Origin of the sequence: Streptomyces sp. NPDC017993 (genome assembly GCF_044328065.1) — a bacterium.
Taxonomy (GTDB): Bacteria; Actinomycetota; Actinomycetes; order Streptomycetales; family Streptomycetaceae; genus Streptomyces.
The window spans coordinates 161,899-181,280 of record NZ_JBIRGO010000006.1; the positions used below are offsets into that span (position 1 = coordinate 161,899).

Annotated in this window: 21 protein-coding genes; 14 read left to right on the forward strand and 7 right to left on the reverse strand. The window is 70.2% G+C overall.

Annotated elements, in window-relative coordinates; all coding sequences use genetic code 11:
• Positions 1 to 18: 18 nt before the first annotated feature.
• Positions 19 to 711, reverse strand: a complete 693-nt coding sequence (locus ACH4FH_RS12655; protein ID WP_398555794.1) for a restriction endonuclease — start codon at positions 709 to 711, stop codon at positions 19 to 21.
• 182 nt (positions 712 to 893) lie between these two features.
• A complete protein-coding gene (locus ACH4FH_RS12660) occupies positions 894 to 1,103 on the reverse strand; it encodes a hypothetical protein (protein WP_398555795.1) in 210 nt (69 codons plus the stop codon).
• Between the two features lie 299 nt (positions 1,104 to 1,402).
• Between ACH4FH_RS12660 and ACH4FH_RS12665 the strand changes: the two genes are divergently transcribed.
• Complete coding sequence (locus ACH4FH_RS12665; RefSeq protein ID WP_398555796.1) at positions 1,403 to 2,008, forward strand: DUF6000 family protein; 606 nt, start codon at positions 1,403 to 1,405, stop codon at positions 2,006 to 2,008.
• A gap of 222 nt (positions 2,009 to 2,230) precedes the next feature.
• On the opposite strand, the gene ACH4FH_RS12670 is transcribed toward ACH4FH_RS12665, so the two are convergent.
• Positions 2,231 to 2,824, reverse strand: coding sequence for a sigma-70 family RNA polymerase sigma factor (locus ACH4FH_RS12670; RefSeq protein WP_398555797.1), 594 nt, complete (start codon positions 2,822 to 2,824; stop codon positions 2,231 to 2,233).
• Between the two features lie 90 nt (positions 2,825 to 2,914).
• Here ACH4FH_RS12670 and ACH4FH_RS12675 point away from each other — a divergent pair, with 90 nt between their 5' ends.
• The 3 genes from ACH4FH_RS12675 (at position 2,915) to ACH4FH_RS12685 (ending at position 4,763) form a co-directional block, all read left to right on the forward strand.
• Positions 2,915 to 3,742 carry an alpha/beta fold hydrolase gene (locus ACH4FH_RS12675; protein WP_398555798.1) on the forward strand — a complete coding sequence of 276 codons (828 nt, stop codon included), beginning with the start codon at positions 2,915 to 2,917 and terminating at the stop codon, positions 3,740 to 3,742.
• A gap of 28 nt (positions 3,743 to 3,770) precedes the next feature.
• A complete protein-coding gene (locus ACH4FH_RS12680) occupies positions 3,771 to 3,941 on the forward strand; it encodes a hypothetical protein (protein ID WP_398555799.1) in 171 nt (56 codons plus the stop codon).
• 177 nt (positions 3,942 to 4,118) lie between these two features.
• Positions 4,119 to 4,763: a dihydrofolate reductase family protein gene (locus ACH4FH_RS12685; RefSeq protein ID WP_398555800.1), complete on the forward strand. Its 645-nt coding sequence runs from the start codon at positions 4,119 to 4,121 to the stop codon at positions 4,761 to 4,763.
• Between the two features lie 3 nt (positions 4,764 to 4,766).
• On the opposite strand, the gene map is transcribed toward ACH4FH_RS12685, so the two are convergent.
• A complete protein-coding gene (gene map / locus ACH4FH_RS12690) occupies positions 4,767 to 5,534 on the reverse strand; it encodes a type I methionyl aminopeptidase (RefSeq protein ID WP_398555801.1) in 768 nt (255 codons plus the stop codon).
• Positions 5,535 to 5,598: 64 nt separating this feature from the next.
• Between map and ACH4FH_RS12695 the strand changes: the two genes are divergently transcribed.
• Positions 5,599 to 5,874 carry a helix-turn-helix domain-containing protein gene (locus tag ACH4FH_RS12695; RefSeq protein WP_398555802.1) on the forward strand — a complete coding sequence of 92 codons (276 nt, stop codon included), beginning with the start codon at positions 5,599 to 5,601 and terminating at the stop codon, positions 5,872 to 5,874.
• A gap of 121 nt (positions 5,875 to 5,995) precedes the next feature.
• On the opposite strand, the gene bla is transcribed toward ACH4FH_RS12695, so the two are convergent.
• Positions 5,996 to 6,919 (reverse strand): class A beta-lactamase, encoded by a 924-nt coding sequence (gene bla / locus ACH4FH_RS12700; protein WP_398555803.1) that lies wholly within the window; start codon positions 6,917 to 6,919, stop codon positions 5,996 to 5,998.
• A 135-nt stretch (positions 6,920 to 7,054) separates the two neighbouring features.
• On the opposite strand from bla, the gene ACH4FH_RS12705 reads away from it, so the two are divergent.
• From ACH4FH_RS12705 to ACH4FH_RS12715, 3 genes are all read left to right on the forward strand, one after another.
• Positions 7,055 to 7,984 (forward strand): LysR family transcriptional regulator, encoded by a 930-nt coding sequence (locus ACH4FH_RS12705; RefSeq protein ID WP_398556064.1) that lies wholly within the window; start codon positions 7,055 to 7,057, stop codon positions 7,982 to 7,984.
• A gap of 11 nt (positions 7,985 to 7,995) precedes the next feature.
• Positions 7,996 to 8,883 (forward strand): serine hydrolase, encoded by an 888-nt coding sequence (locus tag ACH4FH_RS12710; RefSeq protein WP_398555804.1) that lies wholly within the window; start codon positions 7,996 to 7,998, stop codon positions 8,881 to 8,883.
• Between the two features lie 253 nt (positions 8,884 to 9,136).
• On the forward strand, positions 9,137 to 11,389 hold the full coding sequence (locus tag ACH4FH_RS12715) for a HelD family protein (protein ID WP_398555805.1): 2,253 nt from the start codon (positions 9,137 to 9,139) through the stop codon (positions 11,387 to 11,389).
• An 83-nt stretch (positions 11,390 to 11,472) separates the two neighbouring features.
• Here ACH4FH_RS12715 and ACH4FH_RS12720 read toward each other — a convergent pair whose 3' ends face one another.
• A complete protein-coding gene (locus ACH4FH_RS12720; RefSeq protein WP_398555806.1) occupies positions 11,473 to 12,054 on the reverse strand; it encodes a TetR/AcrR family transcriptional regulator in 582 nt (193 codons plus the stop codon).
• A 366-nt stretch (positions 12,055 to 12,420) separates the two neighbouring features.
• On the opposite strand from ACH4FH_RS12720, the gene ACH4FH_RS12725 reads away from it, so the two are divergent.
• From ACH4FH_RS12725 to ACH4FH_RS12740, 4 genes are all read left to right on the forward strand, one after another.
• The gene (locus tag ACH4FH_RS12725; RefSeq protein ID WP_398555807.1) at positions 12,421 to 13,002 is read left to right on the forward strand and encodes a (2Fe-2S)-binding protein; all 582 of its coding nucleotides are present in this window, start codon (positions 12,421 to 12,423) and stop codon (positions 13,000 to 13,002) included.
• Complete coding sequence (locus ACH4FH_RS12730; RefSeq protein WP_398555808.1) at positions 12,999 to 13,991, forward strand: FAD binding domain-containing protein; 993 nt, start codon at positions 12,999 to 13,001, stop codon at positions 13,989 to 13,991. Before ACH4FH_RS12725 ends, ACH4FH_RS12730 begins: the two co-directional genes overlap by 4 nt.
• Positions 13,988 to 16,114 carry a xanthine dehydrogenase family protein molybdopterin-binding subunit gene (locus ACH4FH_RS12735; RefSeq protein WP_398555809.1) on the forward strand — a complete coding sequence of 709 codons (2,127 nt, stop codon included), beginning with the start codon at positions 13,988 to 13,990 and terminating at the stop codon, positions 16,112 to 16,114. Before ACH4FH_RS12730 ends, ACH4FH_RS12735 begins: the two co-directional genes overlap by 4 nt.
• 64 nt (positions 16,115 to 16,178) lie before the next feature.
• Complete coding sequence (locus ACH4FH_RS12740) at positions 16,179 to 17,354, forward strand: XdhC family protein (protein ID WP_398555810.1); 1,176 nt, start codon at positions 16,179 to 16,181, stop codon at positions 17,352 to 17,354.
• A 166-nt stretch (positions 17,355 to 17,520) separates the two neighbouring features.
• Here the strand turns inward: ACH4FH_RS12740 and ACH4FH_RS12745 are convergent, their stop codons facing one another.
• Positions 17,521 to 17,763 carry a DUF6411 family protein gene (locus ACH4FH_RS12745; RefSeq protein WP_398555811.1) on the reverse strand — a complete coding sequence of 81 codons (243 nt, stop codon included), beginning with the start codon at positions 17,761 to 17,763 and terminating at the stop codon, positions 17,521 to 17,523.
• Between the two features lie 221 nt (positions 17,764 to 17,984).
• On the opposite strand from ACH4FH_RS12745, the gene ACH4FH_RS12750 reads away from it, so the two are divergent.
• Both ACH4FH_RS12750 and ACH4FH_RS12755 read left to right on the forward strand, forming a co-directional pair.
• On the forward strand, positions 17,985 to 18,455 hold the full coding sequence (locus ACH4FH_RS12750; protein ID WP_398555812.1) for a hypothetical protein: 471 nt from the start codon (positions 17,985 to 17,987) through the stop codon (positions 18,453 to 18,455).
• A 50-nt stretch (positions 18,456 to 18,505) separates the two neighbouring features.
• Positions 18,506 to 19,381 carry a serine/threonine protein kinase gene (locus ACH4FH_RS12755; RefSeq protein WP_398555813.1) on the forward strand — a complete coding sequence of 292 codons (876 nt, stop codon included), beginning with the start codon at positions 18,506 to 18,508 and terminating at the stop codon, positions 19,379 to 19,381.
• Position 19,382 lies beyond the last annotated feature (1 nt).

The following is a 19,382-nucleotide window of genomic DNA, read 5'->3' on the forward strand; positions in this document are numbered from 1 at the left end:
ACGCCGTACGCACAGCCGTCAGCCGCCCCAGGGCGGCCGACCTCCCGAAACCCAGCGGCCGAGGGCTCTGCCGTCGACGAGGTGCAGGGGGTGGTCGAGTTCGGCGTTGGCGCGTTGTGCTGCCGGGGTGAAGGTGCTGGTGGTGACGATCAGGGCCTGGTCGCAGCGGTGGTAGGCGCGGTAGGTGCCGTTCACCGCATAGATGACGGGGGCTCCGACGCGGTTGGACGGCGCGTAGCGCTTGCACTGGACGGCGATGCGGCGGCCGTCGGTGAGTTGGAGGAGGACATCGAGGGCGCGGTCGTTGGCGCCGCCGGAGACGGTGGCGGCGCGGACGGCGGGTTCCCGGCGCGCCAGATCGGCAATGGCGTGCTCGAACTGGGTCCCGGTCATGTGGTGGTAGGCGGCGATGCTGTGCGTGAAGTCCGCCCGGACACCGGTAGGGAGCGCGGGCAGGTTGATCCGACCGGTGCGTACGAGGAGAAGGAGAACGGCCGCTGCCACGGCGAGGGCTGCCACGACGCTGACGGTGACGGGATATTCGCGGATCGCGGCGACGACCGTCGCAAGGATGATGACGGCGGCGATGAGGCGGCCGGTGGCGGTCTCGCGCGTACGGCGCCGGGCAGTGCGGGACCGGGCCGTGCGGGACCGGCGTCTCGTGACGGGGCGGCGAGAGCGGGTGGATCGGCGTCGTGCTGGTGCTGCCATGTGTCCCCCGGGTGAGATACCTGGTTTCTTGCGGTGCGGTGCGGTGCGGTGCGGCTGCCGGCGCGCCGTGGGCAGGCCCGAGCGATGCCCCTCCGGTTACCGATCGGCCGAGGCTCGTGCCCGTCGCGGCGGTTTCGTCCACGACGACTTCGCCGGGAAGGGCACGCGTCTACCTGACGGCCTCACTGGACGGCTCGCGAGAGGCCGTTCACAAGCTGGGTGAGGAAGTCCAGAATTCCGTGGCCTACTGCCGTCGGAGCGATCAGCACCCCGAGGGCCAGGACGATGAACACGGTCAGCTTCTCGTCGAACCTGCTTCTGGCTTCCGTACGGCGACGCAGCCGCAGGATGACGATGACAGCGAGGAATACCGCCACGTTGATCGTCAGCAATTACCCAAGCCTCCCCCGACGGTGGCTCCCCTCTCCCCGAGGAGAGCCGATGCCCTTGCCCGCCTTCATGTGTAGCCCGCGCTCGTCGGTGCTGTCTCTGAGATGCCTGTGCTTGGCAATAAAGCGCTCTCCTGGCTCGATTCCGCAGGTGAGCGATGCGCGGCGCCACTCGCGGGGTCTGGCGGATGCCTCGCGTTCGGCATCGGCGACGGCCTCGCGACCGACGGATCGGAGGTGATGGCCCCCCGACCCAGCAGAACCCACTGACTCGTTGGGTTCACGCACGACAGAATGCCGTGATGCGCCATGCCCACGAGGATTCCGAGCTGCGTGAATTGGTTCACCGGTATGTGGTGACCGACCGTCGCTACCTTCGGCTCGGTGGCAGTCTTCTGCGTTTGGAGGGTCGCGAGCGCACCCGGTTCGCTCAGGAGCTTGCCGAGGCCGCCGAGGAGATCACCCCTCGCGAACTCGGCATCCTCCTCGACGGCGGATGGCGCGAACGCAAGGTGGCAGCCTGGCTGATCGCCGTCGCGGGCAGAACCACGTTCCGCGACCGGCTGGGGCAGCTTCTGCTCGCGAGCGAAGTCTGTTACGCGGGTGAGGCCTACTGCATCGCACTCGCTGCGTTCGGCACCGCAGAGGACGCCGTTCCACTGATTGACTACCTCGACCGTTACTTGGCGCGCCCCTACCTCCACTACGACCAGCCGTTCGCCATCGGCGCGCTGCTTCACCTCGATGCCACTCGCGCCACCGGTAATGCGACGCGATTCCTCACTCCGCACGGCCCCTGGGCACGATGGAACGCCGGCCGAGACATCGATCCACGCAGCTTCCAGCGGATCGTCGGCTCCTTCTGTGAGTTCGCCGCGGAAAGCAGCCGGTATCGCGCCTCGGCGTAACCGGAGAGCTGAGCCGGCGGCGCCTACGGCCGCTATGGCACCGTCACCGCGGCCTCGACCCATCGCGGGCTGATGCCGTGATCAGCCCACCTCCGCTCCTGGTGTTCTAGGCTGCACGCCGGTGTGGGCCGGTACTCGCCCCCGAAGAGACACCGGGCGTGCTCCGTCAAAATGCCGTGCATGTCCTGCATGCCTACGACGCCACGATCCGCCGGACGGAACCTAGGCGTAGTCCCTGAGGTAATCGCGTTGGACCTGGCGGGCGAGGGCTCGGCGCAGCGAGGCCGGCGCGGTGGTGGTGATCTTCGAGCGGGCGGGGACGTCGAGGCCCCGGCTGATCTCGTCGTACGCGTCCCGATAGCCCGCAGACATCTCTGCCCGACGCAGCATCAGGTCCTCTTCGACGAGGCGCCGCAACTCGTCGACGTTCTGAGGCGTGAAGCGCTTCTTTCCCCGTGCGAAGGCATGGACACAGCGGGTGCAGCGAGCGGTGTCGTTGAGGGTCTCGGAGAGGTCCTCGGCGAGACCCCACAGGCGCCCTTCGAGCCACGGCGCGTCGTCCTGGTCGAGGGAGAGCCCCATCGGGGTCAGCGGGTCGCCCGCCTTGTCCTTTCTCACCTGCTTGGAGACAGCAGGCTGACTCATGTCGGTGAGCTGGGAGATCTTCTCCTGGGTCCAGCCGAAGCCGGCGAGCAGCTTGATCATTTCGGCCCGCAGCTGGCGCATCTCCTCGCCTGCCCGGATGACGTCGTTCATCTCGGCGAGCATCCGCTCGGCCTGCTCCTCGGTCAGCCTCTCATGGCCCTGAGGCGTCATCTCTTTCCTTGCCATAGCTCGGATGTATACCGGAATTCCCTCATCATAACCCGGTTGTAGAACCTGGTTATGACTGACAAGGTGTCCGTCATGCCTACCTTCTCCGCACCTGACGGAACCCGGCTCGCCTACCGCTTGACCGGAGCCGGCGACCCGGTCGTCTGCCTCCCGGGAGGCCCCGCGGACTCCCTCTACCTCAGCGACCTCGGCGGGCTGTCCAGGCACCACCAGCTGATCGTTCCGGATCTGCGCGGCACCGGCCGGTCCGCGATCCCCGAAGACGTCTCTTCCTATCGCTGCGATCACTTGGTCGACGACGTCGAGGCGCTGCGCGCGCACCTCGAACTTCCCCGGATGGCCCTTCTCGGCCACTCCGCCGGCACGAACATCGCGGCACAGTACGCGGCCCGCTACCCGAAGAGGGTCAGCAAACTCGCTTTGATCGGCCCCGGCACTCGTGCAGTCGGCATCGCGATCACCGGGGAGACGCGACGCGAGCTCGCAGAGCTTCGTAGGAACGAGCCGTGGTTTCCGGCGGCGTTCGCCGCCTTGGAAGCGATCACCGAAGGCACGGGCGAGGACTGGGATGCCATCAGCCCCTTCTTCTACGGCCGCTGGGACACCGCGGCACAGAAGCACCATGCAGCCGGTCAACCGCGCAACCAGGAGGCTGTCGCTCTCTTCGCCGCCGAGGGCGCCTTCCACTCGGAGAGCACTCGCGCGGCGCTCGCCACTTGCGAGGCCCCCGTCCTGCTGCTCACCGGAGAGTTCGACTTGAACAGCCCACCCCGGACGGCGGCTGAGTTCGCGGAGGTCTTCCCTGACGCCAGGCTCGTGGTGCAGCCGGGGGCGGGCCACTACCCCTGGCTCGACGACGCCGACCAGTTCGTGGCGACCACGGCGGCATTCCTGGGTTGAACGCCGGCCACGCCCTCTTGAGCCTGAAGTGCACCAGGCCAGGCCGGTGTTCGCCGCCCTGTCCCCGCAGCTCCCGCAGGGCGGCATTGACGGTGGCGGGTGGTTGGGTGCGTGGGTAGTAGCCGGCCACGCGCAGCAGACGGACGCCGACGACGTCGGCTACGTCAGAGGCACCGTCGCCTCCCACACCGTCACATGAATGGCGGTCATCCGTGTTCCCCCGTTGTGGCTTCCGGCTACGTGTCTCTTCAAGTGCCCCGGCGCCATTACGCGCGGCGCGCCCGGAAGGCGCCCGATCTGCGTGATCCTGGACGACCTGTCCCCACCCAAGAGACCCGAGGTTCGCCGCCGGGCCCGCAGACGCAGGAGGAAACACGTGGATCAGCTGCTGAGAGTCCAGAACTTCAGCATCTCGTCCGACGGATTCGGTGCCGGTGAGCACCAGAGCCTCGAGCGACCGTTCGGCCATGCCGATCCCGGGGAATTGTTCGCCTGGGCCGGCGCCACTGCGAGCTGGCCCCGGCGTACCGACCCCGGCGGGAGTCGCGGTCTCGACGACTACTTCACGCGAGACTACGCACGCAACATCGGCGCCGAGATCATGGGCCGCAACAAGTTCGGGCCCCAGCGCGGGCCCTGGCAGGACCATGACTGGCGCGGCTGGTGGGGCGACGAGCCCCCGTTTCACACCCCGGTGTTCGTCATGACCCACCACAAGCGTCCTTCGTTCACACTCTCCGACACCACGTTCCACTTCGTCGACGACGACCCGGCCACCGTTCTTGAGCGGGCGCGGGACGCGGCGCAGGGCAAGGACGTACGACTCGGCGGCGGGGCCACCACCATCCGCGAGTTCCTCGACGCCGACCTCGTCGACACCCTGCACGTGGCCGTCTCGCAGGTGCGGCTCGGGTCGGGGGTGCGACTCTGGGAGTCACCCGATGAGCTGCTCGACCGGTTCCACCTCGATGCCGTGCCCAGCCCGAGCGGCGTGACGCACCACTTGTTCTGGCGAAGGTGACGGTCAGGGCAGGGTCAGGATGCGGGGGCCTTCTTCGGTGATGGCGACGGTGTGCTCGATGTGGGCTGCCCGGCTGCCGTCAGTGGTGAGCAGAGTCCAGCCGTCGGCGCCCGTGCGGTAGTCGTCGCGCCCGCCGGCCATGAGCATGGGCTCGATGGCGAGGGCCAGGCCGTGGCGCAGGGGGAAGCCGCGGCCAGGGCGTCCGCGGTTGGGGACCGAGGGGTCTTCGTGCATGCGGCGGCCGATGCCGTGGCCGCCGAAGTCGGCGGGCATTCCGCAGCGCGCGGAGCGGGCGACGGCGCCGATGGCGTGGGAGATATCGCCGATCCGGTGGCCCACGGTGGCCGCGGCGATGCCGGCGTCGAGGGCCTCCTGGGTGGCGTCGATCAGGTCGAGGTCGGCGGGACGAGGTGTGCCGACGGTGAAGCTGATGGCGGCGTCGCCGGTCCAGCCGTCCAATTCGGCCCCGCAGTCGATGCTGACCAGGTCACCGTCGCGCAGGCGGTAATCGGTGGGGACGCCGTGCACCACCGCGTCGTTGACCGAGGTGCAGATCACCGCGGGGAAGGGAGTGGAAGCGAAGGAAGGCCGGTAGCCGAGGAAGGGCGAGCGGGCCCCGGCCTTGGTCAGGACCGTGCGGGCCGTTGCGTCCAGGTCACGCAGGGACACCCCGACCCCTGCCGCTTCCCGGACAGCGGCTAGTGCTTGGCCCACGACGCGCCCGGCCTCCCGCATGGCTTCCAGCGCCGCATCCGTCTTGATCTCCACCATGTCCCGCAACTCCCATACCTACGTACCGGCACCCAATTCTTATACCGGTATTAGTATCACGGGTATGGTGAGAACTCCTTTGACTCCGTGGGAACGGCAGCGCGGAGAGCAGTTCGGCGCACTGCTGCGTCAGGCGCGCGGCGATCGCAGCATGGTGGAGGTGGCCGCCGCGGCAGGGTTGTCGGCCGAGACGTTGCGCAAGATCGAAACCGGGCGGGCGCCGACTCCCGCCTTCTTCACCGTGGCGGCGCTGGCTACCGTGCTGGAGGTGTCCATGGACGAGCTGGCTGTCGCCTGCGCGCACGACGCCGACCAGGAGGAACCGGCGCTCTCGGCCTGAGCCGCCGGTCGACCTCACGTCCGGGGCGGGCCAGGGCTCTCCGGCTCCGGTAGGCCCCGCGACTGCCCGGCGGGAGCCCGGCCGGCCACCACCCGCTCCCCCGCCGCACGCATCCGTGCCGCTACGACATCGCGTCGGCGACCACGGATGCCGCTTCCGCGATCAGCTTGTTGTCGTAGTCCCCGTCTTCCTTGCTGCGGTTCGTCAGGATCGCCATGACGATGGGGGCGGCGCCAGGGGGCCACACCACGGCGATGTCGTTGCGGGTGCCGTAGGTGCCGCCCATTCCCGTTTTGTCGCCGACGACCCACCCCTTGGGCACACCGGCCCTGATGAGCTCGGCTCCGGTGGTGTTGGTCTTCAGCCACTTGGTGAGCTGTGCTCGTTCGCCCTTGCGGAGGACGTCTCCGACTGCGTACGCGCGCAGGTCCTTGACCAACGCCCGCGGCGTGCTCGTATCCCGCGTGCTGCCCGGGGCCCATTCGTTCAGCTGCGGCTCGGGGCGCTCCATCCGGGTGACGTGGTCACCGATCTTCTCAAGCTCGGCGTCGAGGCCCTTGGGCCTGCCAAGCTGGTCGAAGAGCAGGTTGGCGGCGGTGTTGTCACTGAACCGGACGGCGGCGTCGCACAGCTCGCCCAGGCTCAGTCCGGTCCCTACGTGCTTCTCGGTCACGGGAGAGTTGGCGACCAGGTCGTCCTTGGAGTACTTGATCACTCGGTCCATCCCGTTCAGGGAATACTTTCGCAGCACGGCACCGGCGGCCAGCGCCTTGAACGTGGAGGCGTAGGCGAACCGTTCGCCGTCGTTGTAGGCCACCTCACGCCCCGTTGCGGTGTCGACGGCATAGACGCCCAGCCGCGCGTCGAACTTGCGCTCAAGTTCCTTGAACTCGCGGGCGGACGGCTTCGCGTCCGCTCTCGGCTTCGTTGCGGCGGACGGGGACGACGAGGCGGGGGAACCGCCTTCGCCGCAGGCCGCAAGGGGGACGAGGGCGAGCGTGACGAGCGCGCCGATGAAAGCTCGCCGGGCACGAGTGTGCTGCATGATCCAACCTCCGGGTGCCCCGCAAACAGGGCGCACAGGGGATGGAGTAACACCCCATCCCGTAGCGTGGTCTTGTGTCGCAAGCACCCTCACCTTCGTGTGGTCATGCGGTCCAATACCCTCATGCGCTCTTTCATGCCGATCTGGCATAGGGTCCTGGTTGTGGATCTGTTGGGGGCGTGTCGTGCGTTTGTCAGCGTCAGCGAGTACGGCAGTTTCACCGTCGGAGCGGACGCTGCCCGGATGTCTCAGTCGGTGGCCAGCCGTCGCGTCGCCGCCCTGGAGGAACGCTTCGGTGAGCAGCTGTTCGAGCGCACGTCGCGACGAGCCGTCCTCACCCCGTTCGGCCGGGCCATGCTTCCGTCGGCCCGACAGCTCGTGCAGACGGCCGATGTGCTGCTGGACGAGGCGGAAGCCGCCAAGCGCAAGCCCTGGCGACTCGCGGTGCCCGGCACCTGCTCCACTGCCGGCCTCGCACGCCTCGTCGCCGAGGCGCGAGGGCATGGCATCACGCTCGACCTGCGGGTCACCGAGCCGGCCCGACGCAGGGAACTCCTCCACTCGCAGCAGGTGCGTGCCGCGTTGCTCGCAGTGCCGCCGGACGAGGCGACATGGTCGGCACCACTGGGACTGGCGAGTGCCCAGGATCCCGGCGTGAAGCGCGTCTACCTCGAAACGCTGCGGGTCGGACGAGTCTCCGTCGGCCCGGCCTGCCGTATCTGGATCCAACCGGAAGACGACGTGCCGCACATCCGTGACCCCCTGACGCGACTGCGCGACGCCGTTGGCCTGCGGCCGGCCCAGCTCGTCGCCGCGACCGATCTGACGTCCGCAGCGGCAGAAGTCCTCTGCACACGCGACCTGTTGCTGTGCACGCCTGCGCAAGCCGAGGAACTCGCCCTGCGCTGGCGGCCCATCGGTGAGATCACGCTCGGCAGGGGGTTCGCCCTCTCCGCCACCGCGGACGGCAATCCGCAGCACCTCGAAGAGCGCCTGGGCGACGCCATCGCCCGCTGCCTCAGTGCGGACGCCCGGGCGGGCACCGCGGATGGGGCGGCCGCGTGAGCTCGGCGGCGATGCTTCGCGAGATTCAGCGGGAGCTGCACGACGGCGGTATGCGCGGCTGTGTGCTCGTGCGGGACCTGCACACGGGAGAAGAGCTGGGGATCGAGCCGGAGACCCAGCTGCCTGCCGCATCCCTGGTCAAGGTTCCGCTCGCGCTGGCGACGGCGGAGCGGATCCGAAGGGGCGAGCTCGACGGGGCGACGCAGCTCGACGTGCAACCCGGGCGGATCGCCACGCCCGGCCCGGCCGGGCTGAGCCGGTTCCGGCACCCCGCCCGGATCGCGATCGACGACCTGCTCTACCTGAGCACCTGCGTGAGCGACGGAACCGCCGCCGACACGCTGTTCGAGCTCACCCCGCCCGCCCAGGTCGCCGACATCCTCCAGGAGTTCGGCCTTCGCGGCTTCACCTTCCGGCACGGCATGCGCGAGTTGTCCGACACGCCGGCGGAACGCTTCGACGCCACCCAGGCCCATCTCGCGCACGCCCTCGCCATCGACGCCGGCACCAGCGGCCGCGGTCATCGGGTGCCGCAGCTCGACACCACCCGCGCCAGCACCGGTAGCGCACGCGCCTGCGTCGAACTGCTGCAAGCGCTGTGGACGCCGTCGAAGATTCCCTCCGAAGTGGCCGAGCGCGTGCGCGGTCTCATGGCCCACAATCTGCTCCGGCACCGACTCGCCCCGGACTTCAGCTCGGACTTGACGACCTGGTCCTCCAAGACCGGCACCCTCCTCAACCTCCGCCACGAGATCGGCGTCGTCGAACACTCCGACGGTCAGGCCTTCGCCATTGCCGTCCTCACCGAGTCGCTCGTTCCGGCCAGTACCCAGCCCGGAGCCGACGCCCTCATGTCGCAGGCCGCCCGAAGGCTGCGTGACCACCTTCGGCAGCTTTAGCCCAGGAACCGGCACGTTGTCATCCGGCCTTTCCGGCTCGGGCACGGGGACCTCGTGCCCGGTCACCTGCCGGCCGGCCCCGCCGTCGGACCTGTGGCACGCCCGGCCCAAACAAAAAACCCCCGCACCGAATTGACGGCCGGGGTATTTCTCTGCGTATATTTAGGGCTTCTATGTTTTGAACTCGGTCTTGAACTCGCGCTGAAAACTCAACCCTCATCTTCATTTCAAATAGTATCGGAGCAGAGCTGCATTGTCAAACACGGAAATACGGAACGAGCAGGAATTCATCGATCTGCTTTACGGACGTCTCGCCGAGCTGCGGGACGGAGCCGAGGCGGCGGTGCGGGGAGCCCTGCCGCAGGAGGTGAGCACCTTTCAGTCGCGGTTGGAGCGAGATGTGCTGGTGGCTGAGCAGGCCGGCCTGCTCGCGGCCTTCGACTCCGGTGAGCACGGTCTGTGCTTCGGCCGCCTGGCATTCCGCGACGGCCGGGATCACCACATCGGCCGGATCGGTATCCGGCGCGATGACGCGGAACGTACGCCCCTCGTCATCGACTGGCGGGCGGAGGTCGCCCGTCCGTTCTACCTCGCGACCGGGCACACTCCGATGGGCCTGCGCCGCAGACGCCACATCACGACCGAGGGCCGCCAGGTCACCGCTCTGCACGACGAGATCCTGGACCTCACCGATTCCGTGCGCACCGGACACGAGGGATCCGACGCGGACGCCGTCCTGCTCGCTTCGCTGGACGCGGCGCGCACCGGTCGGATGCACGACATCGTGCAGACCATCCAGGCCGAGCAGGACCGGATCATCCGTGCCCCGCACGACGGCGTCCTGGTGGTGGAGGGTGGCCCCGGCACCGGGAAAACCGTCGTCGCGCTGCACCGTGCCGCCTATCTGCTCTACGCCCATCGAGAGCAGCTGGCACGGCGCGCCGTGCTGATCGTCGGGCCCAACCCGGCGTTCCTCGGCTACATCGCGGAGGTGCTCCCCGCGCTCGGCGAGACGGGGGTGCTGCTCGCCGCCCCCGCCGAGCTCTTCCCGGGCGTCACCGCGACGGGAACCGACACCGCTCGGTCCGCCGAGGTCAAGGGCGGCGGGGCGATGGCGGATGCGCTGGCGCGCTTTGTCCGGGACCGGCAGACGCTGCCCGACCCGGTCATCGTCGTCGATCACGAGGACGGCGAGCTGCGGCTGGACGCGGACATGGTGAGCGAGGCCCGGCGCCGGGCCCGGGAGACCGGGCTGCCGCACAATCTGGCCCGTCCCCACTTCGCGTTCCGCGTCATCGACGCGCTCACCGCTCAGCTGGCCGAGCGGATCGGCGCGGACCCCTTTGGCGGGCCGAACCTCCTCGGTCCCGATGACATCGCCCAGCTCGGCAAGGCGGTCGCGGTCAGCGCCGAAGTGCACGGTGCCATCGAGGAGTTGTGGCCTTCCCTCACGGCGCGGCAGCTGGTCGCCGACTTCCTCGCCGAACCGGTCCACCTCCCGGAGGCGGACGCGGCGGCGATCCGTCGCAGCGACGGCGCATGGACGCCCGCGGACGTGCCGCTGCTGGACGAGGCCGCGGAACTTCTCGGCGAGGACGACTCCGCCGCTCAGGCCACCGCCGAGGCGCAACGCCAGGAGCGGATCGCGTACGCGCAGGGCGTGCTCGACCTCTCCTACGGCTCGCGCACCCAGGAGTTCGAGGACCGTGACGACGAGGATTCGGAGGTACTGGCCGCGCACGACCTGGTCGACGCGGAACTGCTCGCCCACCGGCACGAGGAGGCCGATCACCGCAGCGCCGCCGAACGTGCCGCGGCCGACCGCACCTGGGCCTTCGGCCACATCATCGTGGACGAGGCGCAGGAGCTGTCCGCCATGATGTGGCGGCTGCTGATGCGTAGGTGCCCCACCCGTTCGATGACGCTGGTCGGTGACCCGGCGCAGACCGCGGAACCGGGTGGCTGCGGCTCGTGGGAGGCGGTCCTCGCCCCGTACGTCGACGACCGCTGGCAGCATGTCAGGCTCGGCGTCAATTACCGTACGCCGACCGAGATCATGGAGGTCGCGGCCGCGGTCCCCCGGGCTACCGACTCCTCGTTCGAGCCACCGCGCTCGATCCGTTCCACGGGCATACAGCCTTGGGCACGGCGCGCAGAGGACCTGCCCGGTGCGGTCGCCGAAGCCGTCGCGCGGGAGTCCCAGGAGGAGGGCCGCCTTGCCGTGATCGCCTCAAGGTCACGGCACGAGGCCCTCATGGCAGCCCTTCCGGACGCCTCTGCCGGTTCCTCCCCCGACCTGACCAGCCACGTGGTGCTGATCGATCCCCGGCAGGCCAAGGGCCTGGAATTCGACACGGTGATCGTGGTGGAACCGGAGGAGCTGGGAGCGAGCGACCTGTATGTGGCGCTCACCCGGGCGACACAAAGGCTGGGCGTGGTCCATTCCCGGGGTCTGCCGGCGACCCTGGAAGCCCTCTCGACGGTGGCCGCCGCATCCGGCCGGTGACCGCAGGTGGGCGGTGCGCCGCAGGGTCCGCCTGCGGCGCACCCGGGGTCGGGACCGGGCCGGTCGCGCCGGCGCCGCGCGGATCACGCTCCGGGCGCACCGGCGCGGAGGCCGTCCATGACCAGGTCCAGGAGGCGTTCGGCGCGCGACTGCCAGTCGCCGCCGTGCGCGTTGATCTGCCAGAGGCCGGCGATGGCGAGCATGAAGTCGTCGGGGGTCACCCCCGGGCGGAGGGTGCCGGCTTCTTCGTTGGCTTCCAGCAGGAGGGTGACGGCCGAGGTCACCGAGCCGTGGCCCACTCCGGCGAGGCTGCCCTTCGCGCTGGTGGCCTGGCGCATCGCGTCGGCCAGGCCGGCCTTCGCCATGGCGTACCGGGCGAGGCGGTCCATCCACTCGCGCAAGGCCTCGTCGGGTGCGCGGGATTTGAGGAGTTGGGATGCGCTGTCGGCGACCTGCTGGACTTCGTAGCGGTAGACCTCCAGCACGAGTGCTTCGCGGTTGGGGAAGTTGCGGTACAGCGTTCCCTGTCCGACGCCGGCCTTCTTCGCGATCGTGCTCAGCGGCGCGTCGGCCGACCGCGTCAGCTCCTCCAGTGCCGCTTCCAGGATGCGCTCGCGATTGTGTTGCGCGTCCGAGCGCAGTGGCGCGTCTTCTGTCGGGGCCACGTGTCCTCCTTCCGGGAATCGCGCGCTTCACGGGACTCACGGATGGGTCCGCTTGTTAAGCGGACAACTGTCCGGTAGCTTTGACGACTAACGGACAGTTGTCCGCTTGGGTCCACCATAGCGGCAGATCCGACTGGTGGGGACAGGTGGCGGCCGGCGCGACCAGCCGCGGGCCACCGCATACCCCGCAGGTCTCCCAGCTCCCGCCGCTCTACGCACAGCGCCACCTCTCCTCCCGTACTTCCGCCGGGATCGTCTCGTTCGACGCTCTCGCTCCCGCGTGACAGTGACAGCTTGGCCTCCTGGCCGAACCTCGGCCCCAGGGCTGCCGCCCGCCGCGCACATATACGCGAAAGAAGGCTGATCATGGCCCTATCGACGTCCAGTGCCATCACCCTGAACATCAACGGCGAAAAGCACTCGCTGCCGGTCGACCACCGCACCACCCTGCTCGACGCGCTGCGCGAGCACCTTGATCTGACAGGCACCAAGAAGGGCTGCGACCAGGGCCAATGCGGCGCCTGCACGGTGTTGCTCGACGGACGCCGAACCGTCTCCTGCCTCCAGCTCGCGGTCGCCGCTGAGGGGCGCGTGATCACCACCATCGAGGGCGTGGCGGACGGCGAGCGGCTGCATCCGGTCCAGCAGGCGTTCCTCGACCTGGACGGCTACCAATGCGGCTACTGCACACCCGGCCAGATCTGTTCGGCCATCGCGGTGATCGAGGAGCACGCGGCGGGCTGGCCGAGCGCCGCGAGCGCCGACGTACGGCCGGAAGCGGGCGTGCCACCCCTGACCGCTGACGAGATCCGGGAGCGGATGAGCGGCAACCTGTGCCGCTGCGGCGCGTATGTGTCGATCGTTCAGGCGGTCGCACGGGCGGCTGAGGACGGGACGTCCGCGCCGCAGCATGTCAGCGGCACGGCGGGCGCGGAGGTGACGGCATGAGGGAATTCGGCTATCAGCGCGCGGTCGACGTCTCCGGGGCGGTCACCCTGCTCGGCGCCGATCCCGATGCGCGCGCGCTCGGCGGCGGCACCAATCTCGTCGACCTGATGAAGGCCGGGGTGGAACGCCCCGCGCTGCTCATCGACGTGCGCGAGCTCCCTCTCGGCGGGATAGAGACCACGGACGACGGCGGGCTGCGTATCGGCGCCACCGTCACCAACAGCGACCTCGCCGCCCACCCCGAAGTACGCCGCCGCTACCCCGCATTGGCCCAGGCCGTCCTGGCCGGCGCCTCGGGGCAGCTGCGCAACATGGCCACGGTCGGCGGGAATCTGCTCCAGCGCACCCGCTGCGGGTACTTCGCCGATCTGAGCAAGCCGTGCAACAAGCGTGTACCCGGCAGCGGTTGCCCCGCCATCGAGGGTGAGCACCACAACCACGCGATCCTGGGCGCTTCCGCGCACTGTGTGGCCGTCCACCCCTCCGACATGGGGGTGGCGCTCGCCGCCTTCGATGCCGTCGTCCGGTACGAAACGGCGGACGGGCCCGGTGAGTTGCCGATCGCGGACTTCTACCTCCCGGTGGGCGACACCCCGCACCTGGAGACCGCGTTGCCGCCCGGTGCGCTGATCACCGGCATCACCCTGCCGCCGGCTCCGGTGGCCGCCATCTCCCGCTACCGCAAGGTGCGCGAGCGCGCGTCGTACGCGTTCGCGATCGGCTCCATCGCCGCCGCCCTCGACGTCCGCGACGGAGTCGTCCACGAGGTGCGCCTGGCCTTCGGGGCGGTCGCGTCCCGGCCATGGCGGGCCCGGGAGGCGGAGCGGACGCTCACCGGGGGGCCGGCGAGCGCCGAGGCGTTCGCGGCCGCCGCGGACGCCGAACTCGCAGCGGCGGAGGCACTGCCCGACAACGGATACAAGGTGACCCTGATGCGCAACCTCGTCGTAGCCGTGCTGACCGAGCTCACCGAGGAGGCCACCCGATGACCACGGCGACGGGAACCACCGCGGTGACAGGCGCCGTCGGCACCGCGCACACCCGACTCGAAGGGCTGGCCAAGGTCACCGGAGCGGCTCGCTACGCCGCCGAGATCCCCTTCGCCGAACTCGCCCACGGCTGGCTGGTGCTGTCCACGATCGCCCGCGGCCGGGTCCGCTCCGTCGAGACGGACCCCGTATTGGCGATGCCCGGCGTGCTCGCCGTCCTGCACCACGGGAACGCGCCGCGCGTCGACCTCGACTACGTGGGCCTGTTGGGGCGGCCCGACCCGACCCTCGGGGTTTTCCAGCAGGATCGTGTGCCGCATGTGGGCTGGCCGGTGGCGCTCATCGTCGCCGAAACGTCCGAGCAGGCCAGGGAGGCCGCCGAGGCACTGGTGGTCCGGTACGACGAGGAGCCGCACGACGTGGCATTCTCCGCCGGACGACCCGGTACGTACACGCCGGAGAATTCCGCCGCGGAGAAGGGGGACGTCGAGGCCGAACTCACCGCGTCCGCCGTCGTCGTGGACGCGGAGTACAGCACGCCGGAAGAGCACCACGCCATGCTGGAACCGCATGCGGCGACGGCTCGCTGGGAGGGTGGCCGGCTCGACGTCGTCGACTCCAATCAGGGCACGATGTGGGTGGCGGCGGAGCTCGCCAATCTCTTCTCCCTCGATCCGGCCTCGGTACGGGTACGGTCCGAGCATGTCGGCGGCGGCTTCGGCTCCAAGGGCCTCCGCGTGCACCAGGTGTGCGCCGTGATGGCCACGACTGTCCTGCACCGCCCGGTCCGCGTCGTGCTGACCCGCCGTCAGATGTTCTCGCTGACCGGCTATCGCAGCCCCACCGCGCAGCGGCTCCGGCTCGGCGCCGACGCCGACGGGCGACTGCGCGCGTTCGACCACCAGGCCCAGAACATGACGTCGACCGTGCATGAATTCGTCGAGGCGAGCGCCAATGTGGGGCGCGTGATGTACGAGGCGGACGCGCACCACAGCGTCAATCGCGTCGTGCCGCTGGATGTGCCGACCCCGACATTCATGCGCGCGCCCGGCGAGGCGCCGGGCTCGTTCGCGATGGAGTGCGCGCTCGACGAACTCGCCGAGAAGTGCGACCTGGACCCGATCGCGCTGCGCGCACGCAACGAACCGGACGCGGGGCCCCTCTCCGGGCTTCCGTTCAGCAGCCGCAACCTGCTCACCTGCTTCGAGGAGGGTGCCCGCAGGTTCGGCTGGGCGGACCGGGATCCGAGGGCCGGCGTGCGCCGCGAGGGACGCTGGCTGATCGGGACCGGTACGGCGGCGGCCGCATTCCCCGCGGGGGTGATGCCGTCCACCGCCGCGGTGACGGCCGAGGCGGACGGCACCTTCACCGTACGGATCAATGCCGCGGACATCGGGACCGGGGCGCGGACGGCGTTGACCCAGATCGCCGCGGACGCGTTGGAGGTGGAGCCGGGCCGTGTCCGGACACGGATCGCGGACAGTGACTTCGGGCAGGCGATGATCGCCGGCGGCTCGATGGGCACCCGCTCCTGGGCCTGGGCGGTCACGGCTGCGGTGGCCGAGCTGCGGGAACAACTCGCCCTGGGCGGCGACATCCCGCCGGAGGGGATCACCGCCCGGTCGGACACCTCCGAGGCCGTCGGCGCGCTCTCGAAGAAGGAACGGCACTCCTTCGGCGCACAGTTCGCCGAGGTCGCCGTCGATGTCACTACCGGTGAGGTACGCGTCCGGCGCATGCTCGGCATCTTCGCAGCAGGCCGGATAGTCAACCCGCTGACCGCGCGCAGCCAGCTGATCGGCGGTATGACCTGGGGGCTTTCCATGGCGCTGCACGAGGAGGCGATCAGGGACCAGGCGTCGGGTGCCCACGTCGGCGCCGACCTCGCGGGCTACCACTTCGCCGCGAACGCCGACGTACCGCTGATCGAGGCGGACTGGGTGGACGACCCGGACAAGGACGACCCGGTCGGGTTCAAGGGCATCGGCGAGATCGGGATCGTCGGAGCCGCGGCGGCGATCGCCAACGCCGTCTGGCACGCGACCGGAGTTCGCCACCGGGCCCTGCCGATCCGGCCCGACCGCGTCCTGATGGCAGGAGGCGGGGTCACCGACGCCGGATGAGACCGCACGGCGCCGGCGGAGCTGCCGCCGGCGCCGCCGGCCGACCCCACACGAGGAGACCGAGATGCTGGACATCGCCGAAGAGTTGAACCGATGGGTCGAGCAGGGCCGGGACTTCGCCGTCGCCACGGTCGTGGCCGTCGGCGGCAGCGCGCCGCGCAGGCCCGGCGCCGCCCTCGCCGTCGACGGCCAGGGCACAGCCATCGGCTCGGTCTCCGGGGGTTGCGTGGAGGGCGCGGTGTACGACTTGTGCGCCCAGGCGCTCCAGGACGGCGTGACGGCGCGCGAACGGTTCGGATACAGCGACGAGGACGCCTTCGCGGTGGGCCTGACCTGCGGCGGGGTAATCGAGGTCCTGGTCACGCCGGTCCGCGCGGACGCGCCGGACGCGCGGAGGCTGTGGGCGGCGGCGCTGTCGGCGGCCGCCCGCGGCGAGACGGCCGCGCTCGCCCGGGTAGCCCGTGGGCCTGCCGAACTCCTCGGCAGGGCCCTGCTCGTACACCCCGACGGCTCCTACGAAGGCGGACTCGGCGGAACCCCGGAGCTGGACCGCACAGCGGTGGCGGAGACCCGCGCCCTTCTGGACGCGGGGCGTACCGGCGCGTTCGACGTCTCGGAGAGCGGGTCGCGCTGCGGTGCTGCCCTGACGGTGTTCGTCGAGTCGAGTGTGCCGCCGCCCCGCATGATCGTCTTCGGTGCCATCGACTTCGCCGCGGCCCTGGTGCGTACCGGCGTGTTCCTGGGCTACCACGTCACCGTGTGCGACGCCCGTCCCGTCTTCGCCACACGCGCCCGCTTCCCGGAGGCCGACGACATCGTGGTCGACTGGCCGCACCGGTACCTCCAGCGCACCGAGACCGACCGACGCACCGTCCTGTGCGTGCTCACCCACGACGCCAAGTTCGACGTCCCTCTGCTGCGGGAGGCCCTGCGGATGCCCGTCGCGTTCGTCGGCGCGATGGGGTCGCGCCGGACCCATGAGGACCGCAACCGCAAGCTCCGCGAGGCCGGCGTCACCGAACACGAACTCGCCCGCCTCCGCTCACCGATCGGCCTCGACCTCGGCGCCCGGACGCCCGAGGAAACCGCTCTGTCCATCGCCGCCGAGATCGTTGCCGCACGGCACGGCGGTACGGGTGCGCCGCTGACAGGGTCGCGAACGCCGATCCACCGCGGTCCCGACGAACGGGAAGCCGGCCAGGGGAGATCCGGCACGTCGGGGCCTCATGCGGCGGCGTGAGTCGGGTGGCCGGGCTGGTGACCGGTAACCAGTGACCGGTGAGGGCGGCGAGAGCGGTGGCCGCGTGCGGAGCGGACAGGACCCAGCGGCCTCTTGAGGCTCATGGCCGCCCCGACCGCCGTGACAATGGCGTCCCTGCAGACATCAGCCGCCCGGCTGAAGAGCCTCAGAACGGCAGGCGGCCTCGGGCGCGTCGGCCTGCGGAGCCGCTACGTCCCACCGCCTTGGAGCTGCTGCGGAAGGACTTGCTGAAAATCCGCCCCAGGACCCCCGGGGCCTTCCCGCCCACGCGCGATCCGGCTCCCAGGGTCCGCTGGGTACCGCGTTCGGGGTGGCGTGACAAGCGAGGGACAAGGAAGGCCAGGACGGCCAGAGCGACACAGACGGCGACAATGCCAACAATCAGCACAAGAACTCCCTAGGTCGAGGCCTACCTGCCGGGTGCCCCGCCAGGTTTGCCGCATGCCGATGACGGGGGTATCGCCGCCCTGTGGCGCTACCAGGCGACATCAGGGAATTCCAGGAGCTTTGATCGCTTTCGGGTGCGCCGAAGGGCCAGGGGTACGGTGGCTCGCCGCGCCGGGCCGGACGGCACCGCCACTCCCCCGCTCGTGCCGGCCAGGCGACGCCATGACCAGCATGCAAGATCCGCCGGAGCCCACGCCGCGCGCCTCGGATGCGCGGGCCGCCGCCTCCTTCGAAGATCGCGCCGTTCGCATGCGCCGACACCTGGATCGGTTGATCGGCCTCGCGGCCGCCGAGGGCAACGCCCTTCTTCCGCCGCGCAACGAGGACGAGAATTTTGCCGCCATGCCGGACGGAATCCGCTCCGCTCAACACACGGTGGACGTGATGACTCGACTCGACCGACGCTCTTTCGACCACGTCGAAGAGGGCATGCTCGCCATCCTGGACGAGCAGTTCACGGCGGCGGCGCTGCTCGACGGGCACTCGAACGACGACCTCACAGTGAGCACACCGATCCGGGACGGCCGGTGGAGGCGACGCTCTGTCGTACAGAGCGTCCAAGAAGTGGCCGTACTGCCCATTTCGCTTTCTGTGACCTTGTCGGTGCTGCCGCCCCCCGGGCCGACGCTGTGACACCCGCCGGTAGGCTCACGGCCCGATACGAGTAGCTGAGGGGGACGGCTATGGAGGGACTGCGGCAGGACGACCCGCCGAGGATCGGCGAGTACGTCACACTCGCGCGGCTGGTCGCGGTGGCCGAGGCACGTGTGGTGCCGGAGCGCCGCTATCTGGCGCGCAGCGCGGACGGAGCGCGCACCGTGCTGGTGAGCCTGCCCGCGCCGGGCGTCGACCCGGTCCGCTGGGCAGCCGAAGCTCAGTGGGCCCACCGGCTGACGCAGCCCGGGTTCTGGCCGGTGGAGCAGTTCGGTGGCACTGCGGCGTTTCCCTGGCACGCCTCGCCGTACCGTCCCGTTCTGCCACTGAACGCGGCCCTCGGCGCGCACGGCGGCCCGCTGCCCGAGGAGGCGGTGCGCGTCCTCGGCGCCGCGCTGGCCGAGGCGTTGGCGTCGGCGCACGTCCTGGGCGTGGTGCACGGCGGCATCTGTCCGGCGTCCATCCTGCTCACCGCGTACGGGCCGTTGCTGGCCTGCTTCGGTGCGGTGCGCGCCGCGGCGCCCGAGGGCACGCCGCGCGCAGGGCTGCCAGCCCTCGACACGGGGTGTCTGGCGCCCGAGCAGGTCGCGGGCGGACCGGTCGATGCGCCAGGCGACGTGCACGCACTGGGTGCCGTACTGGCGTACGCGGCAACCGGCCATACCGTGCCGGAGCGGGACGAGATTCCCGCCGGGCTGCGTCCGCTGATCGCGGCCTGCCTGTCCAGGGACCCGGCTGCGCGGCCCGAACCGGTGCGCTTGTTGACCGAGTTGGCTCCCGGCGCCGCGTACGGAACCCATGCCGAAGGGACGGAGCCGGTGTCGCTGCCGGGCCGCGTCGTCGCGGCGCTGTCCGAGCAGGCGGCGGGCGCGCTCGCCACGGAACTCCCCGCTGAGGTGCGCTGAA

Coding starts and splice junctions, on each gene's coding strand:
- bla (WP_398555803.1), bottom strand. CDS start 6,919: ATGCAGCACACTCGTGCCCGGCGAGCTTTCATCGGCGCGCTCGTCACG.
- ACH4FH_RS12665 (WP_398555796.1), top strand. CDS start 1,403: ATGCGCCATGCCCACGAGGATTCCGAGCTGCGTGAATTGGTTCACCGG.
- ACH4FH_RS12670 (WP_398555797.1), bottom strand. CDS start 2,824: ATGACGCCTCAGGGCCATGAGAGGCTGACCGAGGAGCAGGCCGAGCGG.
- ACH4FH_RS12750 (WP_398555812.1), top strand. CDS start 17,985: ATGACCAGCATGCAAGATCCGCCGGAGCCCACGCCGCGCGCCTCGGAT.
- ACH4FH_RS12705 (WP_398556064.1), top strand. CDS start 7,055: ATGCCGATCTGGCATAGGGTCCTGGTTGTGGATCTGTTGGGGGCGTGT.
- ACH4FH_RS12725 (WP_398555807.1), top strand. CDS start 12,421: ATGGCCCTATCGACGTCCAGTGCCATCACCCTGAACATCAACGGCGAA.
- ACH4FH_RS12755 (WP_398555813.1), top strand. CDS start 18,506: ATGGAGGGACTGCGGCAGGACGACCCGCCGAGGATCGGCGAGTACGTC.
- ACH4FH_RS12695 (WP_398555802.1), top strand. CDS start 5,599: ATGGTGAGAACTCCTTTGACTCCGTGGGAACGGCAGCGCGGAGAGCAG.
- ACH4FH_RS12730 (WP_398555808.1), top strand. CDS start 12,999: ATGAGGGAATTCGGCTATCAGCGCGCGGTCGACGTCTCCGGGGCGGTC.
- ACH4FH_RS12675 (WP_398555798.1), top strand. CDS start 2,915: ATGCCTACCTTCTCCGCACCTGACGGAACCCGGCTCGCCTACCGCTTG.
- map (WP_398555801.1), bottom strand. CDS start 5,534: ATGGTGGAGATCAAGACGGATGCGGCGCTGGAAGCCATGCGGGAGGCC.
- ACH4FH_RS12710 (WP_398555804.1), top strand. CDS start 7,996: ATGCTTCGCGAGATTCAGCGGGAGCTGCACGACGGCGGTATGCGCGGC.
- ACH4FH_RS12740 (WP_398555810.1), top strand. CDS start 16,179: ATGCTGGACATCGCCGAAGAGTTGAACCGATGGGTCGAGCAGGGCCGG.
- ACH4FH_RS12735 (WP_398555809.1), top strand. CDS start 13,988: ATGACCACGGCGACGGGAACCACCGCGGTGACAGGCGCCGTCGGCACC.
- ACH4FH_RS12655 (WP_398555794.1), bottom strand. CDS start 711: ATGGCAGCACCAGCACGACGCCGATCCACCCGCTCTCGCCGCCCCGTC.